Genomic DNA, 21,595 nt, shown 5'->3' with positions numbered 1-21,595 from the left:
GTCGTCAGAACGGCAGTTGCAGGTCTGGTTGGACTCGCAGCAACTGCGTGCGGAATACAGCCTTGATTCGGTCGAGTTCTGCTTCGCTGTCGGCCTCGAAGCGCAGCACCAGCACCGGTGTGGTGTTGGAGGCGCGGACCAGGCCCCAGCCGTGTGGGTAGTCGACCCGCACACCGTCAATGGTGGTCAGGTTGGCCACGCCCCAGTCGGCGTCGCGTTGCAGTGCATCAATGATGCTGAATTTACCCTCGTCGGTCACATCAATGTTGATTTCCGGCGTGGAAATGTCATTGGGGAACGCGGCGAACAGGGTTTCGGCGTCCTGGCCGGCCTTGCTGAGGATTTCCAGCAGGCGCGCGGCGCTGTAGATGCCGTCGTCGAAGCCGTACCAGCGCTCCTTGATGAAGATGTGCCCGCTCATCTCGCCGGCCAGCAGCGAGCCGGTCTGCTTCATCTTCTTCTTGATCAACGAATGGCCGGTCTTCCACATTAGCGCGCGGCCACCGTGCTGTTCGATCAGTGGGGTGAGGCGGCGGGTGCACTTCACGTCGAAGATGATCTCGGCGCCGGGGTTGCGCGACAGCACGTCCCGGGCGAACAGCATCAGCAGGCGGTCGGGGTAGACGATGCTGCCGGTGTTGGTCACCACGCCCACGCGGTCACCGTCGCCGTCGAAGGCCAGGCCGATATCGGCGCCGGTCTCTTTCACTTTGGCGATCAGGTCTTCCAGGTTCTCGGGTTTGCCCGGGTCCGGGTGGTGGTTGGGGAAGTTGCCGTCGACTTCGCAGAACAGCGGGATCACGTCACAGCCCAAGGCTTCGATCAATTGCGGGGCGACCACGCCGGCGGCGCCGTTGCCGCAGTCGACCACGACCTTGAGGCGCTTGGCCAGCTTCACGTCGCCCGTGATCTGCTGGAAGTAGCGGTCGAGGATCTCGACCTTCTGCACCCGGCCTTCGCCGCGGGTCAGGTCGTTGGTCTTCAGGCGCGTCAGCAGGGCCTGGATCTGTTCGTTGGCCAGGGTGTCGCCAGCGATGACGATCTTGAAACCGTTGTAGTCCGACGGGTTGTGGCTGCCGGTGAGCATCACCCCCGACTTGCCGGCCAGCACGTTGGCGGCATAGTACAGCGCCGGAGTCGGTACCAGGCCGACGTCACTGACCTGGCAACCGGCGTCGGCCAGGCCCTTGATCAGTTGCTCGACCAGCATCGGGCCGGACAGGCGACCGTCGCGGCCGACCGAGATCTGCGGTTCGCCCTGGGCGAGGGTCTGGGCACCGATGGCGCGGCCGATCCAGTAGGCGGTTTCGGCGTGCAGGTTCTTGCCGACCACGCCACGGATGTCATAGGCGCGGAAGATGCTGTCGGGCAGTGCGGGTACCAGGTGGGCCATGTCGTTCATCTCTGGGGACTCCGTAGGTCAAGGGCTTCTGGGCAGGCACAAACTGAACGCTTGGACGGTGGAATCACCAGAGAGTTCGCCATCCATGGCGCGAACGGTCAGCGGGTGCCGGAGTGGCCGAAGCCGCCGGTGCCGCGCTGGGTCTCGTCGAACTGCTCGACGATGTCGAAGTGCGCCTGCACCACCGGTACCAGGATCAGCTGTGCGATGCGCTCGCCGATGGTGATGGTGAACGGGGTGTTGCCGCGGTTCCAGCAGGAGACCATCAGCTCGCCCTGGTAGTCCGAGTCGATCAGACCGACCAGGTTGCCCAGCACCACGCCGTGCTTATGGCCCAGGCCCGAGCGCGGCAGGATCATGGCCGCCAGGCCTGGGTCGCCGATGTACACCGACAGACCGGTGGGGATCAGCAGGGTCTGGCCCGGCTCGAGGACGGTGTCCTCCTTGAGCAGGGCGCGCAGGTCCAGGCCGGCGGAGCCCGGGGTGGCGTACTGCGGCAGGGGGAATTCGGTGCCCAGGCGTGGGTCGAGGATCTTGGCTTGAAGAGCGTGCATGTAACTTATTGAACCTGGTTGAGCCGTTCGGCGATGAAGGCAACCAGCTGGCGGGCGATCTTGCCCTTGCTGGTCTGCGCGAAGAGGGTCTGGTGCTGCTGGCGGTCGATCACGGTCAGGGCGTTCTCCTCGCTGTTGAAGCCGATGCTGGGGTTGGCCACATCATTGGCGACGATCAGGTCGAGGTTCTTGTCCTTGAGCTTGCGCGTGGCGTAGTCGAGCAGGTGCTCGGTCTCGGCGGCGAAGCCCACGCTGAACGGGCGATCAGGCCGGCCGGCAATGGTCGCAAGGATATCGGGATTGCGCACCATCTGCAGCAGCATGCCGTCGCCTGTGGTGGGATCTTTCTTGAGCTTCTGTGGGGCGACGACTTCCGGACGGTAGTCCGCGACCGCGGCCGAGGCGATGAACAGGTCGCAGGGCATGGCTGCTTCACAGGCTGCGAGCATGTCTCGCGCGCTGACCACGTCGATGCGGTTGACCCGATCGGGGGTCGGCAGATGTACCGGGCCGGTGACGAGGGTCACCCGGGCCCCGGCTTCGGCGGCGGCTTCGGCCAGGGCGAAGCCCATCTTCCCTGAACTATGGTTGGTGATGTAGCGCACCGGGTCGATGTTTTCCTGCGTCGGGCCTGCGGTGATCAGTACGTGCTTGCCGGTCAGGGCCTCGCGCTTGAAGCTCTCGGCGGCGCACCAGGCCAGGTCCGTGGCCTCGAGCATGCGGCCCAGGCCCACGTCGCCACAGGCCTGGCTGCCGGAGGCCGGGCCGAACACCTGGATGCCACGGCGCTTGAGCAGGTCGAGGTTGTCTTGGGTGGCCGGGTCGCGCCACATGGCCTGGTTCATCGCCGGGGCGACGGCCACGGTGGCGTCGGTGGCCAGCACCAGGGTGGTCAGCAGGTCGTCGGCCATGCCCTGGGCCATGCGCGCCAGCAGGTCGGCGGTGGCCGGGGCGATCAGCACCAAGTCGGCCCACTTGGCCAGCTCGATATGGCCCATGGCCGCTTCGGCGGCGGGGTCGAGCAGGTCCATATGCACCGGGTGGCCGGACAGCGCCTGCAGCGTGAGCGGGGTGATGAACTCGGCGCCACCCCGGGTCATGACCACGCGCACCTGCGCGCCGTGTTCCAGGAGTCGGCGAATCAGCTCGGCGCTCTTGTAGGCGGCGATGCCGCCACCGACGCCGAGAACGATGCGCTTGCGATACAACCGCTGCATAGGCCTTGCCTTATTCCAGTGAAAGCGGGCGGCGACGACAGCTGCCTGCGGCAGATCGTCGCATTTTCGAAGCGAACTAGATTAACACAGCGCCCAAAAGGGCCGTAGTGGCAGGCGAGGAGGGGAGATGAACATCAGGGAATGGCCGGCTGAAGAACGGCCGAGAGAGAAGTTGTTGCAGCGCGGGTCTGGCAGCCTTTCCGATGCAGAACTGCTTGCAGTATTTCTCGGCTCCGGCGTGAAAGGGCGCAACGTGCTGGAGCTGGCGCGCGGGCTCTTGCTGAAATTCGGCGGCTTGCGTCAGGTGCTCGAGGCTGATCGACAGGCGTTTCTTGGCGAACTGGGGCTGGGGCCAGTGAGGTACAGCCAGTTGCAGGCCTTGCTTGAAATCGGGCGCAGGAACCTGGCGACGTCCATCGAGCGCGAGTCGGTCATGGACAGCCCGCTGGCTGTGCGGCGTTACCTGAAGGCGATGCTGCGGCATGAGGCCAGCGAGGTGTTCGGTTGTCTGTTCCTGGACACCAAGCACAGGCCGCTGGCGTTCGAGATCCTGTTCCGCGGCACGATCGACCGGGCGAGCATCTATCCGCGCGAAGTGGTGCGACGGGCTTTGCTGCACAACGCTGCGGCCTTGATCCTCTGTCACAACCATCCGTCGGGCAATTGCGAGCCAAGTCAGGATGATGTGCACCTGACGCTTGTTTTGAAACGATCACTGGCATTAATCGATGTGAGAGTGCTGGACCATGTCATCGTGGGTGATGGCGAGCCGTTGTCGATGGTCGAGCATGGGTGGCTGGCCGGTTAGGCAGCGCGGGGCAAGCCCGCTGTCACAATGACTGTGGGCTTGCCTCGCGATTGGGCGTCAGCGGTTGACTGAGACCTTGCTGAAATCCTGCCGCCCGAACGGGCTCACCTGGTAACCCTGTACGTCCTGGCGCAGCAGCGCGGCCGCCGTCGGGTGAGCCAGCGGCAGCCACAGCGCCTGCTGCTGGATCAGCGTCTGCGCCTGCTGGTACAGGCGGCTGCGTACGCTCTGGTCATTGGTAGTGCGGCCTGCGTTGATCAGCTGGTCCAGGCGGTTGTCGCAGAACCGCGCGAAGTTGGTCCCGGACTTGAGCGCCGCGCAGGCAAACTGCGGGCTGAGGAAGTTGTCCGGGTCGCCATTGTCGCCGGCCCAGCCCATGAACAGCAGGTCGTGCTCGCCGGCCTTGGCGCGGCGAATCAGCTCGCCCCACTCGATGGTGCGGATCTCGGCCTTGATGCCGACTTTTGCCAGGTCCGCCTGCAGCATCTGTGCGCCCAGGCTGGGGTTGGGGTTGAGCAGGCTACCCGCCGGGCGGGTCCAGATCGTGGTATCGAAACCGTTGGCCAGGCCGACCTTGGCCAGCAGCGCCTTGGCTTTTTTCGGGTCCTGGGTGTAGCCGGGCAGGTCCTTGGCATAACTCCAGGTATTCGGCGGATACGGGCCGTTGGCGGCGGTGGCGGTGTCGTCGAACACCGCTTTCAAATATGCGGCCTTGTCGAAGGCGAGGTTGATCGCCTGGCGCACCTCAGGCTTGTCCAGCGGCGGGTGCTGGCTGTTGATGGCGACGAAGGCGGTCATGAACGCCGGCGTCGTGACCACCTTGAGGTTGCCGTCCTTGCCAGCCTCGGCGACGTCCAGCGGTTTGGGTGACAGGGCGACCTGGCACTCGCCGCGCTTGATCTTCTGCAGGCGCACGTTGGCGTCCGGGGTGATGGCGTAGACCAGCGGGTCGACGGACGGCTTGCCGGCAAAGTAGTCGGGGTTGGCGCGATAGCGCACCACGGCGTCCTTCTGGAAACGCTGGAAGACAAACGGGCCGGTGCCCACTGGCTGGCTGTTGAGCTTTTCCGGAGTGTCGGCCTTGAGCAGGGCGTCGGCGTACTCGGCGGAGTAGATCGAGGCGAAGCCCATGCTCAGGGTGGCCAGGAAGGTGGCGTCCGGGTGGGTGAGGGTAAAACGCACGGTGTGCGGTTCGGGGGCCTCGATCAGCTTGATCAGGCTGCCCAGCTGCAACGACTGAGCGTGCGGGTAACCACCTGGGGCAGTCTTGTGCCAGGCGTGGGCCGGGTAGAGCATGCGCTGGAAGCTGAACAGCACGTCATCGGCGTCCAGTTCGCGGGTCGGCTTGAAGTACGGCGTGGTGTGGAACTTCACGCCCGGGCGCAGCTTGAAGTCGTAGATCAGGCCGTCCGGCGACACCGTCCAGCTTTCGGCTAGGCTCGGCACCACCTTGCCAAGCCCCGCGTCGAACTCGACCAGGCGGTTCATCAGCACGTCGGCCGAGGCGTTGGTGGTGGTCAGCGAGTTGTACTGCACCACGTCGAAGCCTTCGGGGCTGGCTTCGGTGCACACGGACAACGGCGCGGCTTGGGCCAAGCCTGCGGCGCACAGGGTGGTGAACAGGAGGGAGAGAGCGGCGGCACGCATGGTGACTCCTTGGCTGGTCGATGTCCCATCTGCCGGTGCAGTCTGGAAAACTCAGGAAATGTCCTACCCTAGTGCGGACATGGGCAAATGACCACACCCTTTCGTATTAATTCGGCGACGGGCGGTCGACAGCTTGCCGACCCAGTCGGTATGCTGCCCCGGCGCGCTCGGCCCGACCAGAAAACTCATCTTCTGTTGTTGTGGCGGAGTCTTTCTGGTATAAAGCAGCGCTCTTTTCTAGGGGCTCGGTCTGTCGCGAAAGCGCACACGGCTGATAAGACCCCCAGGAACACGGCGCCTTGGCGCCATTGACTGAGAGATTAAGCGGCCAACCCATGCCGGGTTGGGCATGTGGTTTTAGAGGGCTGAGGCATGTCGAGAGTCTGTCAAGTTACTGGTAAGGGTCCAGTAACCGGGAACAACATTTCCCACGCAAACAACAAAACCCGTCGTCGTTTCCTGCCAAACCTGCAGCACCACCGTTTCTGGGTTGAGTCCGAGAATCGTTTCGTGCGTCTGCGCGTTTCCGCCAAAGGCATGCGTATCATCGACAAGCGCGGCATCGATGCCGTTCTGGTCGACATCCGCAAAGCTGGCGCCAAGGTTTAAGGGAGAACATCATGCGTGAATTGATCCGTCTGGTATCGAGTGCTGGCACTGGCCACTTCTACACCACCGACAAGAACAAGCGCACCACGCCGGACAAGATCGAGATCAAGAAGTACGATCCGGTCGTTCGTAAGCACGTGGTCTACAAGGAAGCCAAGATCAAGTAATTGATCGGCAACCTGTGAAAAAACCCGCAACCGCAAGGTGGCGGGTTTTTTTATGCCTGCGAATCGGCAATCGCGGGGCAAGCCCGCCCCCACAAGGTTACTTCTGCTCGAACATCACATAGATCTTGCGGCATGGTTCCAGCACCTCCCAGGTGCCCTTGAAGCCGGCCGGGATGACGAAGCGATCGCCGGCACGCAGGGTCTTGGCATTGCCTTCCTGATCGCGCAGCACCGACACGCCCTGGACGATCTCGCAGTACTCGTGCTCGGTGTAGTTCACCGTCCATTGACCCACTTCACCCTCCCAGACACCGGCGGCGAACTGCCCGCAGGGGCTGGAGTAATGATTGTAGACAGCCTGGTCAGGCTCGCCCTTGAGGATTTTTTCCGCCGCGGGGCGATAGCGTTCGGCCTCGGTCAGAACCTGGGCGAAGTCGACGATGCTGGCAATGCTCATGGTGGTTACCCTGTTGTTGTTTAATAAAATGCACATCAGTAGGCTTTTAGGCCATTCGTGTCAAATATATTGATAGTTTCTCCGCCCTGGTTTAGGGTGTCGGATGCCGGTGTGCGTTCGTCACCCGGCCAGAATTTCTGACAGCGCCCGTGAGTCCTCAGTGCGGCGTTGCACCTTAACAAGAGAGGAGTTTCCTATGACCACCCTGACTCGTGCGGACTGGGAACAGCGTGCCCAGCAACTGAAGATCGAAGGCCGCGCCTTCATCAACGGCGAATACACCGATGCCGCATCCGGTGACACCTTCGACTGCCTGAGCCCGGTGGACGGACGCTTCCTGGCCAAGGTCGCCAGCTGCGACCTGGCCGACGCCAACCGCGCTGTGGAGAACGCCCGCGCCGTGTTCGAATCCGGCGCCTGGTCGCGCCTGGCCCCGGCCAAGCGCAAGGCAACCCTGATCCGCTTCGCCGGCCTGCTGCGCCAGCACGTCGAAGAGCTGGCCCTGCTCGAAACCCTCGACATGGGCAAGCCGATCGGTGACTCCTCTACCATCGACATTCCAGGCGCGGCCAACGCCATCCACTGGACTGCCGAAGCCATCGACAAAGTCTACGACGAAGTCGCCCCGACCCCGCATGACCAACTGGGCCTGGTGACCCGCGAGCCAGTGGGCGTGGTGGGTGCCATCGTACCGTGGAACTTCCCGCTGCTGATGGCCTGCTGGAAACTCGGCCCGGCCCTGGCCACCGGCAACTCCATCGTGCTCAAGCCGTCCGAGAAGTCGCCGCTGACCGCCATCCGCATCGCCCAGCTGGCGATCGAGGCCGGCATCCCGAAAGGCGTGCTGAACGTACTGCCAGGCTACGGCCACACCGTGGGCAAAGCCCTGGCCCTGCACATGGACGTCGATACCCTGGTGTTCACCGGCTCCACCAAGATCGCCAAGCAGTTGATGGTCTATGCGGGCGAGTCGAACATGAAGCGTGTCTGGCTGGAAGCCGGTGGCAAGAGCCCGAACATCGTCTTCGCCGACGCCCCTGACCTGCAGGCCGCCGCCGAGGCCGCCGCCAGTGCCATCGCCTTCAACCAGGGCGAAGTGTGCACCGCGGGTTCGCGCCTGCTGGTCGAGCGCTCGATCAAGGACACGTTCCTGCCCATGGTGGTCGAGGCCCTCAAGGCCTGGAAGCCGGGCAACCCGCTGGACCCGGCGACCACCGTCGGTGCGCTGGTCGACACCCAGCAGATGAACACCGTGCTGTCGTACATCGACGCCGGTCACCAGGACGGCGCCAAGCTGCTGGCCGGTGGCAAGCGCACCCTTGAGGAGACCGGTGGCACCTACGTCGAGCCGACCATCTTCGACGGTGTGACCAACGCCATGCGCATCGCCAAGGAAGAAATCTTCGGCCCAGTGCTGTCGGTGATCACCTTCGACACCGCCGAAGAAGCCATCGCCATCGCCAACGACACCCCGTATGGCCTGGCGGCCGGCATCTGGACCTCGGACATCTCCAAGGCCCACAAGACCGCCCGCGCCGTGCGTGCCGGCAGCGTCTGGGTCAACCAGTACGACGGCGGCGACATGACCGCGCCGTTCGGTGGCTTCAAGCAGTCGGGCAATGGCCGTGACAAGTCGCTGCATGCGCTGGAGAAGTACACCGAGCTGAAGGCGACCTGGATCAAGCTGTGATCCGCTGACGTCTCCATCGCGGGCTTGCCCCGCGATGGGCCGGAAACAGCCGGGCCGGTTCACACCGTCCCGGCTTTGTCGTCTCTGTCATACACGATTTGCGCTAAAGGAGGCTGTGATGCGTTGGGGAACCTACTTTGCCGTGCTGGCGGCGGTGCTCAGTGTCGGGCTCGCGCTCGGCGTGAGCATGCCGCTGGTGTCCTTGCGCCTGGAGGCTTGGGGCTACGGTGGGTTCGCCATCGGGGTGATGGCGGCGATGCCGGCGTTGGGTGTGCTGGTTGGCGCCGCCGTGGCCAGCCGCCTGGCGGGCTGGGTCGGCGTTCCAGCAGCGATGCGCCTGTGTTTGTGGGGGGGCGCGCTGTCTATTGGACTGGTGGCGCTGCTGCCGAGCTACCCGCTGTGGTTGCTGCTGCGCCTGATGATCGGCATGTCGCTGACCGTGGTGTTCATCCTTGGTGAAAGCTGGATCAACCAGTTGGTGGTCGAGCAGTGGCGTGGGCGGCTGGTGGCGTTGTACGGCAGCAGCTATGCCTTGAGCCAGTTGGCCGGGCCCATGGTGCTGGGCTTCCTTGGTTCGGACGACGATTTCGGTTTCTGGGCCGCAACCGCTCTGTTGCTGGTTGCGCCCTTGATTCTGCTGGGGCGAGGCGGTGCGCCGACCACCGAGGCGTGCAGCGTCACCTTCCGCGACCTGTTCGGCTTCTGCCGGCGCTTGCCGGTAATTGCCTGGGCCATCGCGCTGTTCGCCGCCTTCGAAGCGATGATTCTCACATTGTTGCCGGTGTATTGCCTGCAGCAGGGCTTTACCACGGAAGTGGCGCTGTTCATGGTCAGTACCGTGGTGGTGGGCGACGCGGTGCTGCAGCTGCCCATTGGCGCGCTGGCCGACCGGATGTCCCGTCGTTCGCTGTTCGGTGGGTGTGCGCTGACCTTGCTGGCCAGCAGCCTGGCGATTCCGCTGCTGCTGCACACGCCGGTGATCTGGCCGTTGTGGGTGCTGTTCGGGGCCAGCGCGGGCGGGTTGTTCACCCTGTCGCTGGTGCTGATCGGCGAGCGGTACCGGGATGACGAACTGGTGCGGGCCAATGCCCATGTGGCTCAGCTGTGGGGCATCGGTTGCCTGATCGGACCGTTGCTGGCCGGGGCGGGCAGCCAGTGGATCAGCGGGCATGCATTGCCGTTGTTGATGGCGGCGGGCGCAGCCGGGTTAGTGGTGTTGATCCGTAGGCGGGGAGCCTTGGAGCCGGTGTCCGCCTGATCGGTTCGCCGGCTCCTGCATGGCAAACGCTGTACCCTGCAGGAGCCGGCTTTGCCGGCGAATGGGCCGGTAGCTACAACATCTTCTCCAACCCGACCGCCTTGCTGATCCAGGCATTGAGCCGCCGCCAGATCCCCCCGGGCTCAGTCACCAGCATGTGCCGCTGGCCATTGTCCTCGGTGGCCCAGACCATCTTCCCACCCACCAGCATCGGCTGGTAGCTCAAGGCTGGCGCCATGCCCTGCACCGCCAGGTCGCGGGTGTATTCGGCCAGTTCCGGGCTGTCCACCAGCACCCCCACCTCGGTGTTCCACAGCACCGAGCGCGGGTCGAAGTTGAACGAGCCGATGAAGGTCTTGCGCCGGTCGAACACCATCGCCTTGCTGTGCAGGCTCGAATCGGAACTGCCGTGGAAACCCAGGCCATGCCGCGGCCGCTTCTCGCCCGGCTGGCGACGCAGCTCGTACAGTTGCACGCCATGTTCGAGCAGGGCGCGCCGGTAGGGCGCGTAGCCACCGTGCACGGCCGGCACGTCGGTGGCTTCCAGCGAGTTGGTCAGCAGCTTGACCGAGGTGCCGGCGTCGGCGCGGCCGGTCAGGTACACCAGGCCCGTCTCACCCGGCACGAAGTAGGCCGAGACCAAGATCAGTTCGCGATGGACGCTGTTCAGGTCCGGCGCCAACTGTCGGCTCAACAGCAACTGCGGGTCGGGCTCATCGTCGGCCAGGACCTTGCTCGGCGCATCCCACAGTGCCTGGCTGTGGGCCCAGATCAGCTCGTTGCGCCACAGCCCCAGGCGCGGCTGGTACTGGTAGTCCATCAGCCGGTCATACAAGGCCTTGCGCTCGATCCGTGCCTTGGCCAGCCAGGTTTCCAGGCGTTGACGGCTGGCGTGCAGGTCGTCGGCGTCGGGCTGGCGCCAGAGGAAGTCGCCGATGGGGCGGCTCAGGGCGCTGTTCCAGTACTGGTCGAAGCTGTGACCGAGTTGCTCGGCCACCGGGCCCACCCCCAGCAGGTCGATGTCGGTGAAGTTGAGGTTGGGCTCGGCGTCGAAGTACTCGTCGCCCAGGTTGCGCCCGCCGACGATGGCCATGCTGTTGTCCGCCAGGAACAACTTGTTGTGCATGCGCCGGTGCTGGCGTGACAGGTTGAACAGCCGGCCCATGGCGCGGGTGGCACCGGTTTCGCGCCCCAGGTGCAGTGGGTTGAACACGCGGATGTGGATATTCGGATGGGCGGCGAGGGTGCCGATCAGGTTGTCGAGGCCGTCGCTGGTGGTGTCGTCGAGCAGGATGCGCACGCGCACGCCGCGGTCGGCGGCGCGCAGCAGCTCGTGGACCAGGGCGCGGGTGCTGAGGCCGTCGTGGACGATGTAGTACTGCAGGTCGATGCTCGCCTGGGCGTTGCGGATCAGCTCGGCACGGGCGCGAAACGCCTCGTTGCTGTTGGGTAGCAGGCGAAAGCCCGAACGCCCGCCATAAGGCGCGGCCTGGCGCAGCACCGAGCGGCCGAACGCCGAGTCGGCCGCCGGCAGGGCCTGGCTGACTTCGCGAGGTGTGTCGAGGCTGGCGCAGCCCGCAAGGCCGAGCAGTAGCGCCAACAGCAGAGGCAGGGCTCGCTGGAGTCTCAAGGGTCGATCGTCCTGTACGGCGGGTGAGCGGTGCGGGGCGGCGCAACGTTACCTGTCGGCGCCTTGCGGATCCAGTAGACGAAGGGCGGTTTCACCGACCTTGCGCACGGCGGCTTCGATCTGCGGCGTGGGCCGCGCGGCGAAGTTCATGCGCAGGCAATGGCGATACTTGCCCGAGGCCGAGAAGATACTGCCGACGGCGATCTGCACCCCCTGCTCCAGTAAAGCGCGGTTCAGGCGCAGCGTGTCGAAACTTTCCGGCAACTCCACCCACAGCATGAAGCCACCCTGGGGGCGGCTGGCGCGGGTGCCGGGCGGGAAGTAGCGGGCCACCCAGTCGCACATCTGGTCGCGGCCGCGCTGGTACTGGCTGCGCATGCGCCGCAGGTGCGGCTGGTAATGGCCTTCGGCGATGAAATCGGCGATGGCCAGTTGCGGTTGGCAGGCGGTGCTGCCGGTGCTGATGTATTTCATGTGCAGCACCCGCTCCAGATAGCGCCCCGGCGCCACCCAGCCGACCCGCAGGCCAGGGGCGAGGGTCTTGGAGAACGAGCTGCAGAGCAGCACGCGACCATCGTCGTCGAACGACTTGATGGTGCGTGGGCGTGGGTAGGTGTACGCGAGATCGCCGTACACGTCGTCCTCGAGAATGGCCACGTCGTAGCGTTGGGCGAGGGTCAGCAGGGCCTGCTTGCGCGCCTCGGGCATGATGTAACCGAGGGGATTGTTGCAGTTGGGGGTGATCTGGATGAGCTTGATCGGCCACTGCTCGAGGGCCAGTTCCAGGGCCTCCAGGCTGATGCCGGTAATCGGGTCGGTGGGGATCTCCAGGGCTTTCATGCCCAGGCCCTTGAGCGTCTGCATGGCGCCGTGGAAGCTGGGCGAATCGACCGCGACGATGTCGCCGGGCTGGCAGACGGCGCGGATGCTGCATGACAGCGCCTCGTGGCAGCCGGTGGTCACCACCAGGTCGCTCGGCCCCAGGCGGCAGCCGGAGTCGAGCATCAGGCGGGCGATCTGTTCGCGCAGGTGGGCGTTGCCGTGGATGTTGTCGTAGTACAAGCCGGGCATGTCCATGCGCCGGCTGATCTGCGCCAGGCTGCGCAGCAGCGGCTTGAGCGTGGGGCTGGCGACGTCGGGCATGCCACGGCCGAGCTGGATCACGTCGGGGCGCGGCGTGGCACGCACCAGTTCCAGCACCTGCTCCCACTGGGAGATATCCACAGGTCGCTGGACGGGGCGGCTGATATCGGGCAGGGCCGGGAGGTTGCGGTCCTCGGCGACGAAGTAACCGGACTTGGGCCGTGGTGACACCAGGCCGTTGTCCTCCAGCAGGCGGTAGGCCTGCTGCACGGTGCTCAGGCTGACGCCGTGCTCGACGCTCAGGGTGCGTACCGAGGGCAGGCGCTGGCCGGGGCGGTACAGGCCCTGTTCGATGCGGGCGCCGAGCAACTCGGCCAGGTTGAGGTAGAGGGTCACGGCATACTCCTGGGGTTCTGTGTGGGTGCTGACCAGTACAGATCGCGCAAAAATACGCCATTCAGCCCGCTTCTCGCCAATTCTGTATGGGAATAATAAGCCGTCTTTGAGTCTGTATTGTCGACGGCGTGAGCGCGCATGCTTGTTCCACGGTAACCACTGATCGGGAGATCGCAGCGATGAGCGGCTTGAGTGATGTGCGCGTGCAACTGTTGGCCAAGGAACTGGAGGAGGGGGGGCGAACCAAAGTCTACAACCCATCCACTGGCTTGAGTCACTGGGGCCTGATGCTGCATCGCTGGCGCACCCGCAAGGCCCTGTTGGAACTGGATGCCCGCCAACTGCGCGACATCGGGTTGACCTGGGAACAGGCCCGCGAGGAGGGGTGCAAGCCGTTCTGGCGGGAGTGAATGGAGCCTGTTCGCCGGCTTGCCGGCGAACGGGGTCGACTCAGGCCAATTCTTTGAGCCGGTACCAGAGCATCCCCAACGCCAACAACGGTGAACGCAGCAGCTTACCGCCCGGGAAGGTGGTGTGCGGCACCTTGGCGAACAGGTCGAAGCGCCCGCTCTGCTGGCCGCAGATAGCCTCGCCGAGCAGCCGCCCGGCCAGGTGGGTGGCGTTGACGCCATGGCCGGCGTAGGCCTGGGCGTAATAGACGTTGGGCTGGCCGGTGAGGCGGCCGATCTGCGGCAGGCGGTTGGCGCCGATGCCGATCATGCCGCCCCACTGGTAGTCGATGCGCACGTCGGCCAGTTGCGGGAACACCTTGAGCATCTTCGGCCGCATGTAGGCGGCGATGTCCTTCGGGTCGCGCCCGGAATAGTGGCAGGCACCGCCGAACAACAGGCGGTGGTCGGCGGACAGGCGGTAGTAATCCAGGGCCACGCGCTGGTCGCACACCGCCATGTTCTGCGGCAGCAGCTGGCGCGCGCGCTCCTCGCCCAGCGGCTCGGTGGCAATGATATAGCTGCCGGCGGGCAGCACCTTGCCGCCCAGCTCGCGGTTGAGGTCGTTGTGGTAGGCGTTGCAGCACAGCACCAGGGCCTTGGCGCGCACCCGGCCTTGCGCGGTGTGCACCTTCACTTCCGGGCCGTACTCGATGCGGGTGACTTCCGACTGCTCGAACAGGCGCACGCCCAGGCGGCTGGCCACGGCGGCTTCGCCCAGCGCCAGGTTGAGCGGGTGCAGGTGGCCCGAGCCCATGTCGACCAGGCCGCCGACATAGCGGTCTGAACCCACCACCGAATGCATGTCGCCGGGCTGCACCAGGCGCAGTTCGTGGCGGTAGCCCAGGTTGCGCAGGGTCTCGGCTTCCTCGGCGAAGCCTTCCAGCTCGCCGGGCTTGTTGGCCAGGTCGCAATAACCCCAGGTCAGGTCGCAGTCGATGCCGTGGCGCTCGACGCGGTCGCGGACGATTTCCACCGCTTCCAGGCCCATCAGCTTGAGGCTGCGCACACCATCCTCGCCGATCACCGGGAGGAACTGCTCCAGGCCATGGCCGACACCGCGGATCAGTTGCCCACCGTTGCGCCCGCTGGCGCCCCAACCAAGCTTGCGGGCTTCGAGGAGGATGACCGACAGGCCGCGCTCGGCCAGTTCGATAGCGGTGTTCAGGCCCGAGTAGCCGCCGCCGACGATGCACACGTCGGCGCTGTGCTCGCCTTGCAGGAAGGCGTGGTCGGGGTGTGGCGCGCTGCTGGCGGCGTAGTAGGAGGCGGCGTGCTGCGCGCAGTGGACCATGGTTGATTCCTGGGTTGAGGCGAATGGGGGAGGATAGGCAAATGGCCTGTTCGCCGGCAAGCCGGCGAATACAAGGAACCGAGCTGCGCACGGCCCTGGAGGAGCCGGCTTGCCGGCGAATGGGCCTATAATCCACCCCACCTCTTCAAGACGCACCGCCATGTCCTGCAACCGCCACAAGATCCACTTCCTGCGTGAACTCATTCCTTCGTTCGAGTGCGAGCCCGGCTGCCATGACTGCTGTGGCCCGGTCACTACGTCCACAGAGGAGATGGCCCGCCTGCCGCGCAAGACCCAGGCCGAGCAGGAGGCCGCCCTGGAGCGCCTGGACTGCGTGCACCTGGGCCCGAACGGCTGCACGGTCTATGAAGAACGCCCGATGATCTGCCGCCTGTTCGGCACCACCCCGCGCCTGGCCTGCCCTCGCGGTCGCGGCCCGGCGCAGCCGATCGAGCCCGAGGCCGAGCAACTGGTCCATCAGTTCATCGCCACGACCCGTCAGGTGCTGGTCTGACGCTTCAGTCCGGAATCGGCAGGCACAGACTCTCTTTGACTTCTTCCATCACGATGTAGCTCTTCGACTCGCGCACATGCGGCAGCTTGAGCAGGATGTCGCCGAGCAGCTTGCGGTACGACGCCATCTCCGAGATCCGCGCCTTCACCAGGTAGTCGAAGTCGCCCGACACCAGGTGGCACTCCAGCACATGGGGCAGCTTGAGCACCGCGCGGCGGAACTCCTCGAACGTGTCGCCGGACTTGTAGTCCAGGCTGATCTCGACGAACACCAGCAGGCTGCCCTTGAGGTGCTGCGGGTTGAGGCGGGCGTTGTAGCCCATGATGATCCCCTCGCGTTCCAGGCGGCGTACGCGCTCGGTGCAGGGGGTGGTGGACAGCCCGACCTTCTCGCCCAGTTCAGTGAAGGAGATCCGGCCGTCATTCTGCAGGATCCGCAGGATGTTGCGGTCGATCTTATCCAGTTCACGTTTGCTCTGGTGCTGGGTTCTCATAGGGGATGCCCCTCCGTCAAAGGCGATATTGCCGAGAATTCTCGCCAAATATAGGCGCTTATATAGTGAATAGCACTGGTCGGAGATTCTTATACTGCGCGCATCCATGCCATATCAACAAAAGTCTGCGGCAAGCCGCGTGCGAGGGATAAACAATGCGAGTTCTGGTACTTGGTAGCGGTGTGATTGGTACCGCCAGTGCCTACTATCTGGCCCGGCAAGGTTTCGAGGTCACGGTGGTCGATCGTCAACCGGCGGTGGCCATGGAAACCAGCTTCGCCAACGCAGGCCAGATCTCGCCTGGCTATGCCTCGCCCTGGGCCGCCCCAGGCGTGCCGCTCAAGGCCATCAAGTGGCTGCTCGAGCGCCATGCGCCCCTCGCCATCAAGCTGACCGGCGACGTCGACCAGTACCTGTGGATGGCGCAGATGCTGCGCAACTGCACCGCCAGCCGCTACGCGGTGAACAAGGAACGCATGGTGCGCCTGTCCGAGTACAGCCGCGACTGCCTCGACGAACTGCGCGCCGAAACCGGCATCGCCTACGAAAGCCGTAGCCTGGGTACTACCCAGCTGTTCCGCACCCAGGCGCAGCTGGATGCCGCAGCCAAGGATATCGCCGTGCTGGAGCAGTCCGGCGTACCTTACGAGTTGCTTGACCGCGACGGCATCGCCCGCGTTGAACCGGCCCTGGACAGCGTGAAAGGTATCCTCGCCGGTGCCTTGCGCCTGCCCAACGATCAGACCGGCGATTGCCAGCTGTTCACCACCAAGCTCGCCGACATGGCCATCAAGCTGGGCGTCGAGTTCCGCTTCGGCCAGGACATCCAGCGCCTGGACTTCGCCGGCGACCGCATCAACGGCGTGTGGATCGACGGCAAGCTGGAAACCGCCGACCGCTACGTGCTGGCCCTGGGCAGCTACTCGCCGCAAATGCTCAAGCCGCTGGGCATCAAGGCCCCGGTGTACCCGCTCAAGGGTTACTCGCTGACCGTGCCGATCACCAACGGTGACATGGCGCCGACCTCGACCATCCTGGACGAAACCTACAAAGTCGCCATCACCCGTTTCGACAACCGCATCCGTGTTGGCGGCATGGCCGAAATCGCCGGTTTTGACCTGTCGCTGAACCCGCGTCGGCGCGAAACGCTGGAGATGATCGTCAACGACCTTTATCCTCGCGGCGGCGACCTGAGCCAAGCCAGCTTCTGGACCGGCCTGCGCCCGGCCACCCCGGACGGTACCCCGATCGTCGGTGCTACCGCGTTCCGTAACCTGTTCCTCAACACCGGTCACGGCACCCTGGGTTGGACCATGGCCTGCGGTTCCGGTCGCCTGCTGGCGGACCTGATTGCGCGCAAGAAGCCGCAGATCAGCGCCGAAGGCCTGGACATCTCGCGTTATGGCAACAGCCGCGAGATTGCCAAGCACGGGCAGAGCGCGCCGGTTCATCAGCAATAAGGCGCCTGTAACGGCCTCTTCGCGGCTGAAGCCGCTCCTACAGCCGCGAAGCAACCAACACTGTTCCCTCACCCCGGCGCGGTGGGTACCTACCCCCCATCTGCCGCACCGGGGCTTTACCGATAACCAGAACTGCCAGAAGGCTGCCGCCATGCGTCCCGCCCGTGCCCTGATCGATCTCCAAGCCCTCCGTCACAACTACCGCCTGGCCCGTGAACTGACCGGCGCCAAGGCCCTCGCCGTGGTCAAGGCCGACGCCTATGGCCATGGCGCGGTGCGTTGCGCCCTGGCCCTGGAGGCCGACGCCGATGGCTTCGCCGTGGCCTGCATCGAGGAGGCGCTGGAGCTGCGCGCGGCGGGCATCAAGGCGCCAGTGCTGTTGCTCGAGGGCTTCTTCGAGGCCAGCGAGCTGGCGCTGATCGCCGAGCACGACCTGTGGTGCGTGGTGCATTCGCTGTGGCAGCTGGACGCCATCGAGAAAACCCCGCTGCGTAAGCCGCTGACCATCTGGCTGAAGATGGACACTGGCATGCACCGGGTCGGCGTGCACCCGAAGGACTACCAGGACGCCTACCAGCGCCTGCTGGCCAGCGGCAAGGTGTCGCGCATCGTGCTGATGAGCCACTTCGCCCGCGCCGATGAACTCGACGCCGCCGCCACCGAGCAACAGGTGGCGGTGTTCGAGGCGGCCCGCCAGGGCCTGAGCGCCGAGTGCAGCTTGCGCAACTCACCGGCGGTGCTGGGTTGGCCGAACATCAAGAGCGACTGGGTGCGCCCGGGCATCATGCTGTACGGCGCCACGCCCTTCGAGGTGGAGCAGGCCGAGGCGGCCCGTCTGCAGCCGGTGATGACCCTGCAATCGCGCATCATCAGCGTGCGTGAACTGCCAGCCGGCGAGCCGGTGGGTTACGGCGCCAAGTTCATCAGCCCGCGCCCGACCCGGGTCGGCGTGGTCGCCATGGGCTATGCCGATGGCTATCCGCGCCAGGCACCCACCGGTACGCCAGTGGTGGTGGCTGGCAAGCGCACCCAGTTGATCGGCCGGGTGTCGATGGACATGCTCTGCGTCGATCTCACCGAAGTGCCCGAGGCCACCGTCGGCAGCCCGGTCGAGCTGTGGGGCAAGCAGGTACTGGCCAGCGACGTGGCGATGCAGGCCGGCACCATTCCCTACCAGATCTTCTGCAATCTCAAGCGCGTGCCACTGGACTATATCGGCGAATAAGGCGCCGAAGCGGACAGGCTGCGGGGCGGTGTGTTGTAAATACTGAACGGCATTGCCATCATATCGTTCACACTTCCCCCACCTCGACCGTTTCTGGAGGCGCACGCTTTGGACGTCGGTGAACGACTGCAAGCCATCCGCAAGCTCAAGGGCTTGTCCCAGCGCGAACTCGCCAAGCGCGCGGGCGTGACCAACAGCACCATCTCGATGATCGAGAAGAACAGCGTGAGCCCGTCGATCAGCTCCCTGCGCAAGGTGCTCAGCGGCATCCCCATGTCCATGGTCGAGTTCTTCTCGGTCGAGCTGGCACCCGAGAGCCCGACCCAGATCGTCTACAAGGCCCATGAGCTGATCGACATCTCCGACGGCGCCGTGACCATGAAGCTGGTGGGCAAGTCGCACCCCAACCGGGCCATCGCCTTCCTCAACGAGGTGTATCCGCCCGGCGCCGACACCGGCGAGGAGATGCTCACCCACGACGGTGAGGAAACCGGCATCCTGCTCGAAGGCCGCCTGGAACTGGTGGTCGGTACCGAGACATTCATTCTCGAGGCCGGCGACAGCTACTACTTCGAGAGCACCCGCCCGCACCGTTTCCGCAACCCGTTCGAAGAACCGGCACGGCTGATCAGCGCGGCGACCCCGTCGAACTTTTGATCCAGCGCAGTGCATTGATTCGCCAATACCCTTTCCCCGAGTGTGGTCGTTCCACGCTTTCAGGAGTGCCGCTATACTTTTCAACGCTCGCAATTCCGTGGCCGCGGGCGTGATTAGCCACCATGAGGGTGTTCGCGTGAACCAAATCAAGAAGATGCTGGCCATACCAGCAGCCGTTTTCGCCCTTTGGGCAATCAATGCAAACGCTACGACCAACGATGAAATCGCCAAGCGCCTGGCACCGGTAGGCCAGGTGTGCGTCCAGGGCCAGGAGTGCAAGGGCATGGAAGTGGCCGCCACAGCCGGCGGCGGTGGTGCCAAGACACCGGATGACATCATCGCCAAGCACTGCAATGCATGTCATGGCAGCGGCCTGCTGGGTGCGCCGAAGATCGGCGACACCGCGGCCTGGAAAGAGCGCGCCGACCACCAGGGCGGCCTCGACGGCATCCTGGCCAAGGCCATTACCGGGATCAACGCCATGCCACCGAAAGGCACCTGTGCGGACTGCTCGGACGATGACCTCAAAGGTGCAATCAAGAAGATGTCCGGCCTGTGAGCCAAGCCTGATTCCAGCAAAGCCCGCCTTTCATGGCGGGCTTTGTTTTGTGGGCTGCCACAGGTAGGAGCCGGCGTGCCGGCGAAAGGGCCGGTGCAGGCAACCAATGGTCTAAGGTTCATGTCCAACCCCTGAACCCGCAGATCGCCCTGGAGGCCCCGATGCAGTGCTGTCCCATCGACCAGGCAGTGGACGAGGTCCTGAGTCGCCTGCCCGCTCATATCCACATGGGCCTGCCCCTGGGCCTTGGCAAACCCAACGCCTTCGTCAACGCGCTCTATGCACGGGTGCGTGAGCTGCCCGAGCGCCATCTGACGATCTATACCGCTCTGTCCCTCGGCCGCCCGCCCCTTGGCGACGGCTTGCAGCGGTGCTTCCTCGAACCCTTCGTCGAGCGCGTGTTCGCCGACTACGAGGAGCTCACCTACCTCGCCGACCTGCGCAATGACCAACTGCCGTCGAACATCCGCGTCGAGCAGTTCTTCATGCAGCCCGGCAGCCTGCTGCACAGCGAAACCGCGCAGCAGGACTACATCAGCAGCAACTACAGCCATGCCGCTCGCGACATCAATGCCAAGGGCCTGAACCTGATTGCCCAGTTGGTGGCGGCCACGCCCGAGCGTCCTGACCACCTGAGCCTGGCCTGCAACCCCGACATCACCCTCGACCTGCTGCCGATGATCGCGCGGCGCCGGGCTGCGGGCGAAACCATTCTGGTGCTGGGGCAGGTCCACGACGAACTGCCCTACATGCCCGGCGATTCGGAGCTGGGCCTGGAGCAGTTCGACCTGTTGATCGACCAGCCAGAACGGCGCCGGTTGTTCTCCACGCCGAACATGCCGGTGAACACCCAGGACCATTGCATCGGCCTGTACGCCAGCACCCTGGTGCGCGACGGCGGTACCCTGCAGATCGGCATCGGCGCCATGGGCGATGCAGTGACCGCCGCGTTGCTGGCGCGCCAGGGCGACAACGAAGCCTATCGTGCGCTGCTCGACGAACTGGATCTTGGCCCATGGCAGGCGCTGACCGAGCGGGAAGGGGGCCTGGATACGTTCGCCCAGGGGCTGTACGGCTGCAGCGAGATGTTCGTCAATGGCCTGCTGGCCCTGGCCGAGGCCGGCGTGGTGCGCCGCCCGGCGGATGAGCAGGGCGTGCTGATCCACGGCGGCTTCTTCCTCGGCCCTCAGTCCTTCTACCAGCGCTTGCGCGAGATGCCGCTGGAGCACCGCGCGCGTTTCGCCATGACTGCCATCAGCTTCATCAACGAGCTCTACGGCCAGGAAGGCCTAAAGCGCCGCCAGCGCCGCGATGCTCGTTTCATCAACACGGTGTTCGGCATGACCCTGCTCGGTGCCGGGGTAGCCGACCAGCTGGAGGACGGGCGGGTGCTCAGCGGTGTCGGCGGGCAGTACAACTTCGTCGCCCAGGGCCACGCGCTGGAGGGCGGGCGCTCGATCCTGCTGTTGCGCAGCTGGCGCGAGGCGGGCGGCGAGGTCACTTCGAACCTGTTCTGGACCTACGGCCACTGCACCATCCCACGCCACCTGCGCGATATCGTGGTGACCGAATACGGCATCGCCGACCTGCGCGGGCAGACTGACAGCGAGGTGATCGCGCGGTTGCTGGCGATCAGCGATTCACGGTTCCAAGGCGAGTTGATGGCGCATGCCAAGGCAGCAGGCAAGCTGGCCAAGGATTTCAGGCTGGATACGCGCTACGCCGACAACACACCCGAGCGCCTGGAGGCGATTCGCGCGCGGCATCCACGGTTGTTCCCGGAGTATCCGCTGGGCAGCGATTTCACGGCTGAAGAGCGCGACCTGCTGCGGGCGCTGAACTGGCTCAAGCGCAAGTTCACGTTGAGCGAGGTGCTGGGGCTGGGCAAGGCGGCGCTGGACGCACCGGCGCCCGAAGTCTATGCGGCGCAGTTGGCGCGCATGGGGCTGGGTGAGCCGCAGGGGCTGAAGGAGGAGTTGTACCAGCGGTTGTTGCTGGCAGGATTGCAGGCGACCCGGTGATTGCC

At 65.0% G+C, this 21,595-nt stretch carries 20 protein-coding genes and 1 pseudogene; 12 read left to right on the top strand and 9 right to left on the bottom strand.

What is annotated here, in order from left to right; all coding sequences use genetic code 11:
- Positions 1 to 4 precede the first annotated feature (4 nt).
- The 3 genes and pseudogenes from IM733_RS18935 to coaBC form a co-directional block, all read right to left on the bottom strand.
- Positions 5 to 1,378 (bottom strand): annotated as a pseudogene (locus IM733_RS18935) (phosphomannomutase/phosphoglucomutase); the annotation flags it as partial.
- Positions 1,379 to 1,500: 122 nt separating this feature from the next.
- The gene (dut, locus tag IM733_RS18930) at positions 1,501 to 1,956 is read right to left on the bottom strand and encodes a dUTP diphosphatase (protein ID WP_011536398.1); all 456 of its coding nucleotides are present in this window, start codon (positions 1,954 to 1,956) and stop codon (positions 1,501 to 1,503) included.
- 5 nt (positions 1,957 to 1,961) lie between these two features.
- Positions 1,962 to 3,173: a bifunctional phosphopantothenoylcysteine decarboxylase/phosphopantothenate--cysteine ligase CoaBC gene (gene coaBC, locus IM733_RS18925; protein WP_248918010.1), complete on the bottom strand. Its 1,212-nt coding sequence runs from the start codon at positions 3,171 to 3,173 to the stop codon at positions 1,962 to 1,964.
- A 127-nt stretch (positions 3,174 to 3,300) separates the two neighbouring features.
- On the opposite strand from coaBC, the gene radC reads away from it, so the two are divergent.
- Positions 3,301 to 3,981 carry a RadC family protein gene (radC, locus tag IM733_RS18920; protein ID WP_102684800.1) on the top strand — a complete coding sequence of 227 codons (681 nt, stop codon included), beginning with the start codon at positions 3,301 to 3,303 and terminating at the stop codon, positions 3,979 to 3,981.
- A gap of 57 nt (positions 3,982 to 4,038) precedes the next feature.
- Here the strand turns inward: radC and IM733_RS18915 are convergent, their stop codons facing one another.
- Positions 4,039 to 5,628 (bottom strand): ABC transporter substrate-binding protein, encoded by a 1,590-nt coding sequence (locus tag IM733_RS18915; RefSeq protein WP_248918009.1) that lies wholly within the window; start codon positions 5,626 to 5,628, stop codon positions 4,039 to 4,041.
- 372 nt (positions 5,629 to 6,000) lie between these two features.
- On the opposite strand from IM733_RS18915, the gene rpmB reads away from it, so the two are divergent.
- Both rpmB and rpmG read left to right on the top strand, forming a co-directional pair.
- Complete coding sequence (rpmB, locus tag IM733_RS18910) at positions 6,001 to 6,237, top strand: 50S ribosomal protein L28 (protein ID WP_054894119.1); 237 nt, start codon at positions 6,001 to 6,003, stop codon at positions 6,235 to 6,237.
- Positions 6,238 to 6,248: 11 nt separating this feature from the next.
- Positions 6,249 to 6,404 (top strand): 50S ribosomal protein L33, encoded by a 156-nt coding sequence (gene rpmG, locus IM733_RS18905; RefSeq protein ID WP_003253507.1) that lies wholly within the window; start codon positions 6,249 to 6,251, stop codon positions 6,402 to 6,404.
- Between the two features lie 97 nt (positions 6,405 to 6,501).
- On the opposite strand, the gene IM733_RS18900 is transcribed toward rpmG, so the two are convergent.
- Entirely contained in the window at positions 6,502 to 6,861 is a 360-nt protein-coding gene (locus IM733_RS18900) for a cupin domain-containing protein (protein ID WP_125466055.1), read from the bottom strand.
- Between the two features lie 196 nt (positions 6,862 to 7,057).
- Between IM733_RS18900 and IM733_RS18895 the strand changes: the two genes are divergently transcribed.
- Positions 7,058 to 8,551, top strand: a complete 1,494-nt coding sequence (locus IM733_RS18895; protein ID WP_248918008.1) for an aldehyde dehydrogenase — start codon at positions 7,058 to 7,060, stop codon at positions 8,549 to 8,551.
- Between the two features lie 118 nt (positions 8,552 to 8,669).
- Entirely contained in the window at positions 8,670 to 9,809 is a 1,140-nt protein-coding gene (locus IM733_RS18890) for an MFS transporter (RefSeq protein ID WP_248918007.1), read from the top strand.
- Between the two features lie 73 nt (positions 9,810 to 9,882).
- On the opposite strand, the gene IM733_RS18885 is transcribed toward IM733_RS18890, so the two are convergent.
- Together IM733_RS18885 and IM733_RS18880 are read right to left on the bottom strand one after the other, a co-directional pair.
- Positions 9,883 to 11,439: a phospholipase D family protein gene (locus IM733_RS18885; protein WP_248918006.1), complete on the bottom strand. Its 1,557-nt coding sequence runs from the start codon at positions 11,437 to 11,439 to the stop codon at positions 9,883 to 9,885.
- Between the two features lie 48 nt (positions 11,440 to 11,487).
- Positions 11,488 to 12,918, bottom strand: a complete 1,431-nt coding sequence (locus IM733_RS18880) for a PLP-dependent aminotransferase family protein (protein ID WP_248918005.1) — start codon at positions 12,916 to 12,918, stop codon at positions 11,488 to 11,490.
- 179 nt (positions 12,919 to 13,097) lie between these two features.
- Between IM733_RS18880 and IM733_RS18875 the strand changes: the two genes are divergently transcribed.
- Positions 13,098 to 13,328, top strand: a complete 231-nt coding sequence (locus IM733_RS18875; RefSeq protein ID WP_248918004.1) for a DUF1127 domain-containing protein — start codon at positions 13,098 to 13,100, stop codon at positions 13,326 to 13,328.
- 40 nt (positions 13,329 to 13,368) lie between these two features.
- On the opposite strand, the gene IM733_RS18870 is transcribed toward IM733_RS18875, so the two are convergent.
- Positions 13,369 to 14,661: an NAD(P)/FAD-dependent oxidoreductase gene (locus IM733_RS18870; RefSeq protein ID WP_248918003.1), complete on the bottom strand. Its 1,293-nt coding sequence runs from the start codon at positions 14,659 to 14,661 to the stop codon at positions 13,369 to 13,371.
- A 160-nt stretch (positions 14,662 to 14,821) separates the two neighbouring features.
- Here IM733_RS18870 and IM733_RS18865 point away from each other — a divergent pair, with 160 nt between their 5' ends.
- A complete protein-coding gene (locus IM733_RS18865; protein WP_011536387.1) occupies positions 14,822 to 15,175 on the top strand; it encodes a YkgJ family cysteine cluster protein in 354 nt (117 codons plus the stop codon).
- 4 nt (positions 15,176 to 15,179) lie between these two features.
- Here the strand turns inward: IM733_RS18865 and dadR are convergent, their stop codons facing one another.
- Positions 15,180 to 15,668, bottom strand: a complete 489-nt coding sequence (gene dadR, locus IM733_RS18860) for a transcriptional regulator DadR (RefSeq protein WP_003258963.1) — start codon at positions 15,666 to 15,668, stop codon at positions 15,180 to 15,182.
- Between the two features lie 155 nt (positions 15,669 to 15,823).
- Here dadR and dadA point away from each other — a divergent pair, with 155 nt between their 5' ends.
- The 5 genes from dadA (at position 15,824) to IM733_RS18835 (ending at position 21,590) form a co-directional block, all read left to right on the top strand.
- Entirely contained in the window at positions 15,824 to 17,128 is a 1,305-nt protein-coding gene (dadA, locus tag IM733_RS18855; protein ID WP_248918002.1) for a D-amino acid dehydrogenase, read from the top strand.
- A gap of 151 nt (positions 17,129 to 17,279) precedes the next feature.
- Complete coding sequence (gene alr / locus IM733_RS18850) at positions 17,280 to 18,353, top strand: alanine racemase (RefSeq protein WP_248918001.1); 1,074 nt, start codon at positions 17,280 to 17,282, stop codon at positions 18,351 to 18,353.
- Positions 18,354 to 18,461: 108 nt separating this feature from the next.
- Complete coding sequence (locus IM733_RS18845) at positions 18,462 to 19,010, top strand: cupin domain-containing protein (protein WP_011536384.1); 549 nt, start codon at positions 18,462 to 18,464, stop codon at positions 19,008 to 19,010.
- A gap of 154 nt (positions 19,011 to 19,164) precedes the next feature.
- Positions 19,165 to 19,569, top strand: coding sequence for a c-type cytochrome (locus tag IM733_RS18840; protein WP_213661256.1), 405 nt, complete (start codon positions 19,165 to 19,167; stop codon positions 19,567 to 19,569).
- Between the two features lie 161 nt (positions 19,570 to 19,730).
- Entirely contained in the window at positions 19,731 to 21,590 is a 1,860-nt protein-coding gene (locus IM733_RS18835; protein ID WP_248918000.1) for an acetyl-CoA hydrolase/transferase C-terminal domain-containing protein, read from the top strand.
- Positions 21,591 to 21,595: the final 5 nt, after the last annotated feature.

This window comes from Pseudomonas entomophila (assembly GCF_023277925.1).
In the GTDB taxonomy this organism is placed as follows: Bacteria; Pseudomonadota; Gammaproteobacteria; order Pseudomonadales; family Pseudomonadaceae; genus Aquipseudomonas; species Aquipseudomonas entomophila_D.
This window is presented reverse-complemented; position numbering and strand designations above follow the sequence as displayed.

Excerpts from the sequence above, each read along its gene's own strand:
- radC (WP_102684800.1), top strand. The coding sequence starts at position 3,301 with ATGAACATCAGGGAATGGCCGGCTGAAGAACGGCCGAGAGAGAAGTTG.
- rpmG (WP_003253507.1), top strand. The coding sequence starts at position 6,249 with ATGCGTGAATTGATCCGTCTGGTATCGAGTGCTGGCACTGGCCACTTC.
- dadR (WP_003258963.1), bottom strand. The coding sequence starts at position 15,668 with ATGAGAACCCAGCACCAGAGCAAACGTGAACTGGATAAGATCGACCGC.
- alr (WP_248918001.1), top strand. The coding sequence starts at position 17,280 with ATGCGTCCCGCCCGTGCCCTGATCGATCTCCAAGCCCTCCGTCACAAC.
- IM733_RS18835 (WP_248918000.1), top strand. The coding sequence starts at position 19,731 with ATGCAGTGCTGTCCCATCGACCAGGCAGTGGACGAGGTCCTGAGTCGC.
- IM733_RS18865 (WP_011536387.1), top strand. The coding sequence starts at position 14,822 with ATGTCCTGCAACCGCCACAAGATCCACTTCCTGCGTGAACTCATTCCT.
- IM733_RS18870 (WP_248918003.1), bottom strand. The coding sequence starts at position 14,661 with ATGGTCCACTGCGCGCAGCACGCCGCCTCCTACTACGCCGCCAGCAGC.
- IM733_RS18890 (WP_248918007.1), top strand. The coding sequence starts at position 8,670 with ATGCGTTGGGGAACCTACTTTGCCGTGCTGGCGGCGGTGCTCAGTGTC.
- IM733_RS18900 (WP_125466055.1), bottom strand. The coding sequence starts at position 6,861 with ATGAGCATTGCCAGCATCGTCGACTTCGCCCAGGTTCTGACCGAGGCC.
- dadA (WP_248918002.1), top strand. The coding sequence starts at position 15,824 with ATGCGAGTTCTGGTACTTGGTAGCGGTGTGATTGGTACCGCCAGTGCC.
- IM733_RS18840 (WP_213661256.1), top strand. The coding sequence starts at position 19,165 with ATGCTGGCCATACCAGCAGCCGTTTTCGCCCTTTGGGCAATCAATGCA.
- dut (WP_011536398.1), bottom strand. The coding sequence starts at position 1,956 with ATGCACGCTCTTCAAGCCAAGATCCTCGACCCACGCCTGGGCACCGAA.
- rpmB (WP_054894119.1), top strand. The coding sequence starts at position 6,001 with ATGTCGAGAGTCTGTCAAGTTACTGGTAAGGGTCCAGTAACCGGGAAC.
- IM733_RS18895 (WP_248918008.1), top strand. The coding sequence starts at position 7,058 with ATGACCACCCTGACTCGTGCGGACTGGGAACAGCGTGCCCAGCAACTG.
- coaBC (WP_248918010.1), bottom strand. The coding sequence starts at position 3,173 with ATGCAGCGGTTGTATCGCAAGCGCATCGTTCTCGGCGTCGGTGGCGGC.
- IM733_RS18875 (WP_248918004.1), top strand. The coding sequence starts at position 13,098 with ATGAGCGGCTTGAGTGATGTGCGCGTGCAACTGTTGGCCAAGGAACTG.
- IM733_RS18915 (WP_248918009.1), bottom strand. The coding sequence starts at position 5,628 with ATGCGTGCCGCCGCTCTCTCCCTCCTGTTCACCACCCTGTGCGCCGCA.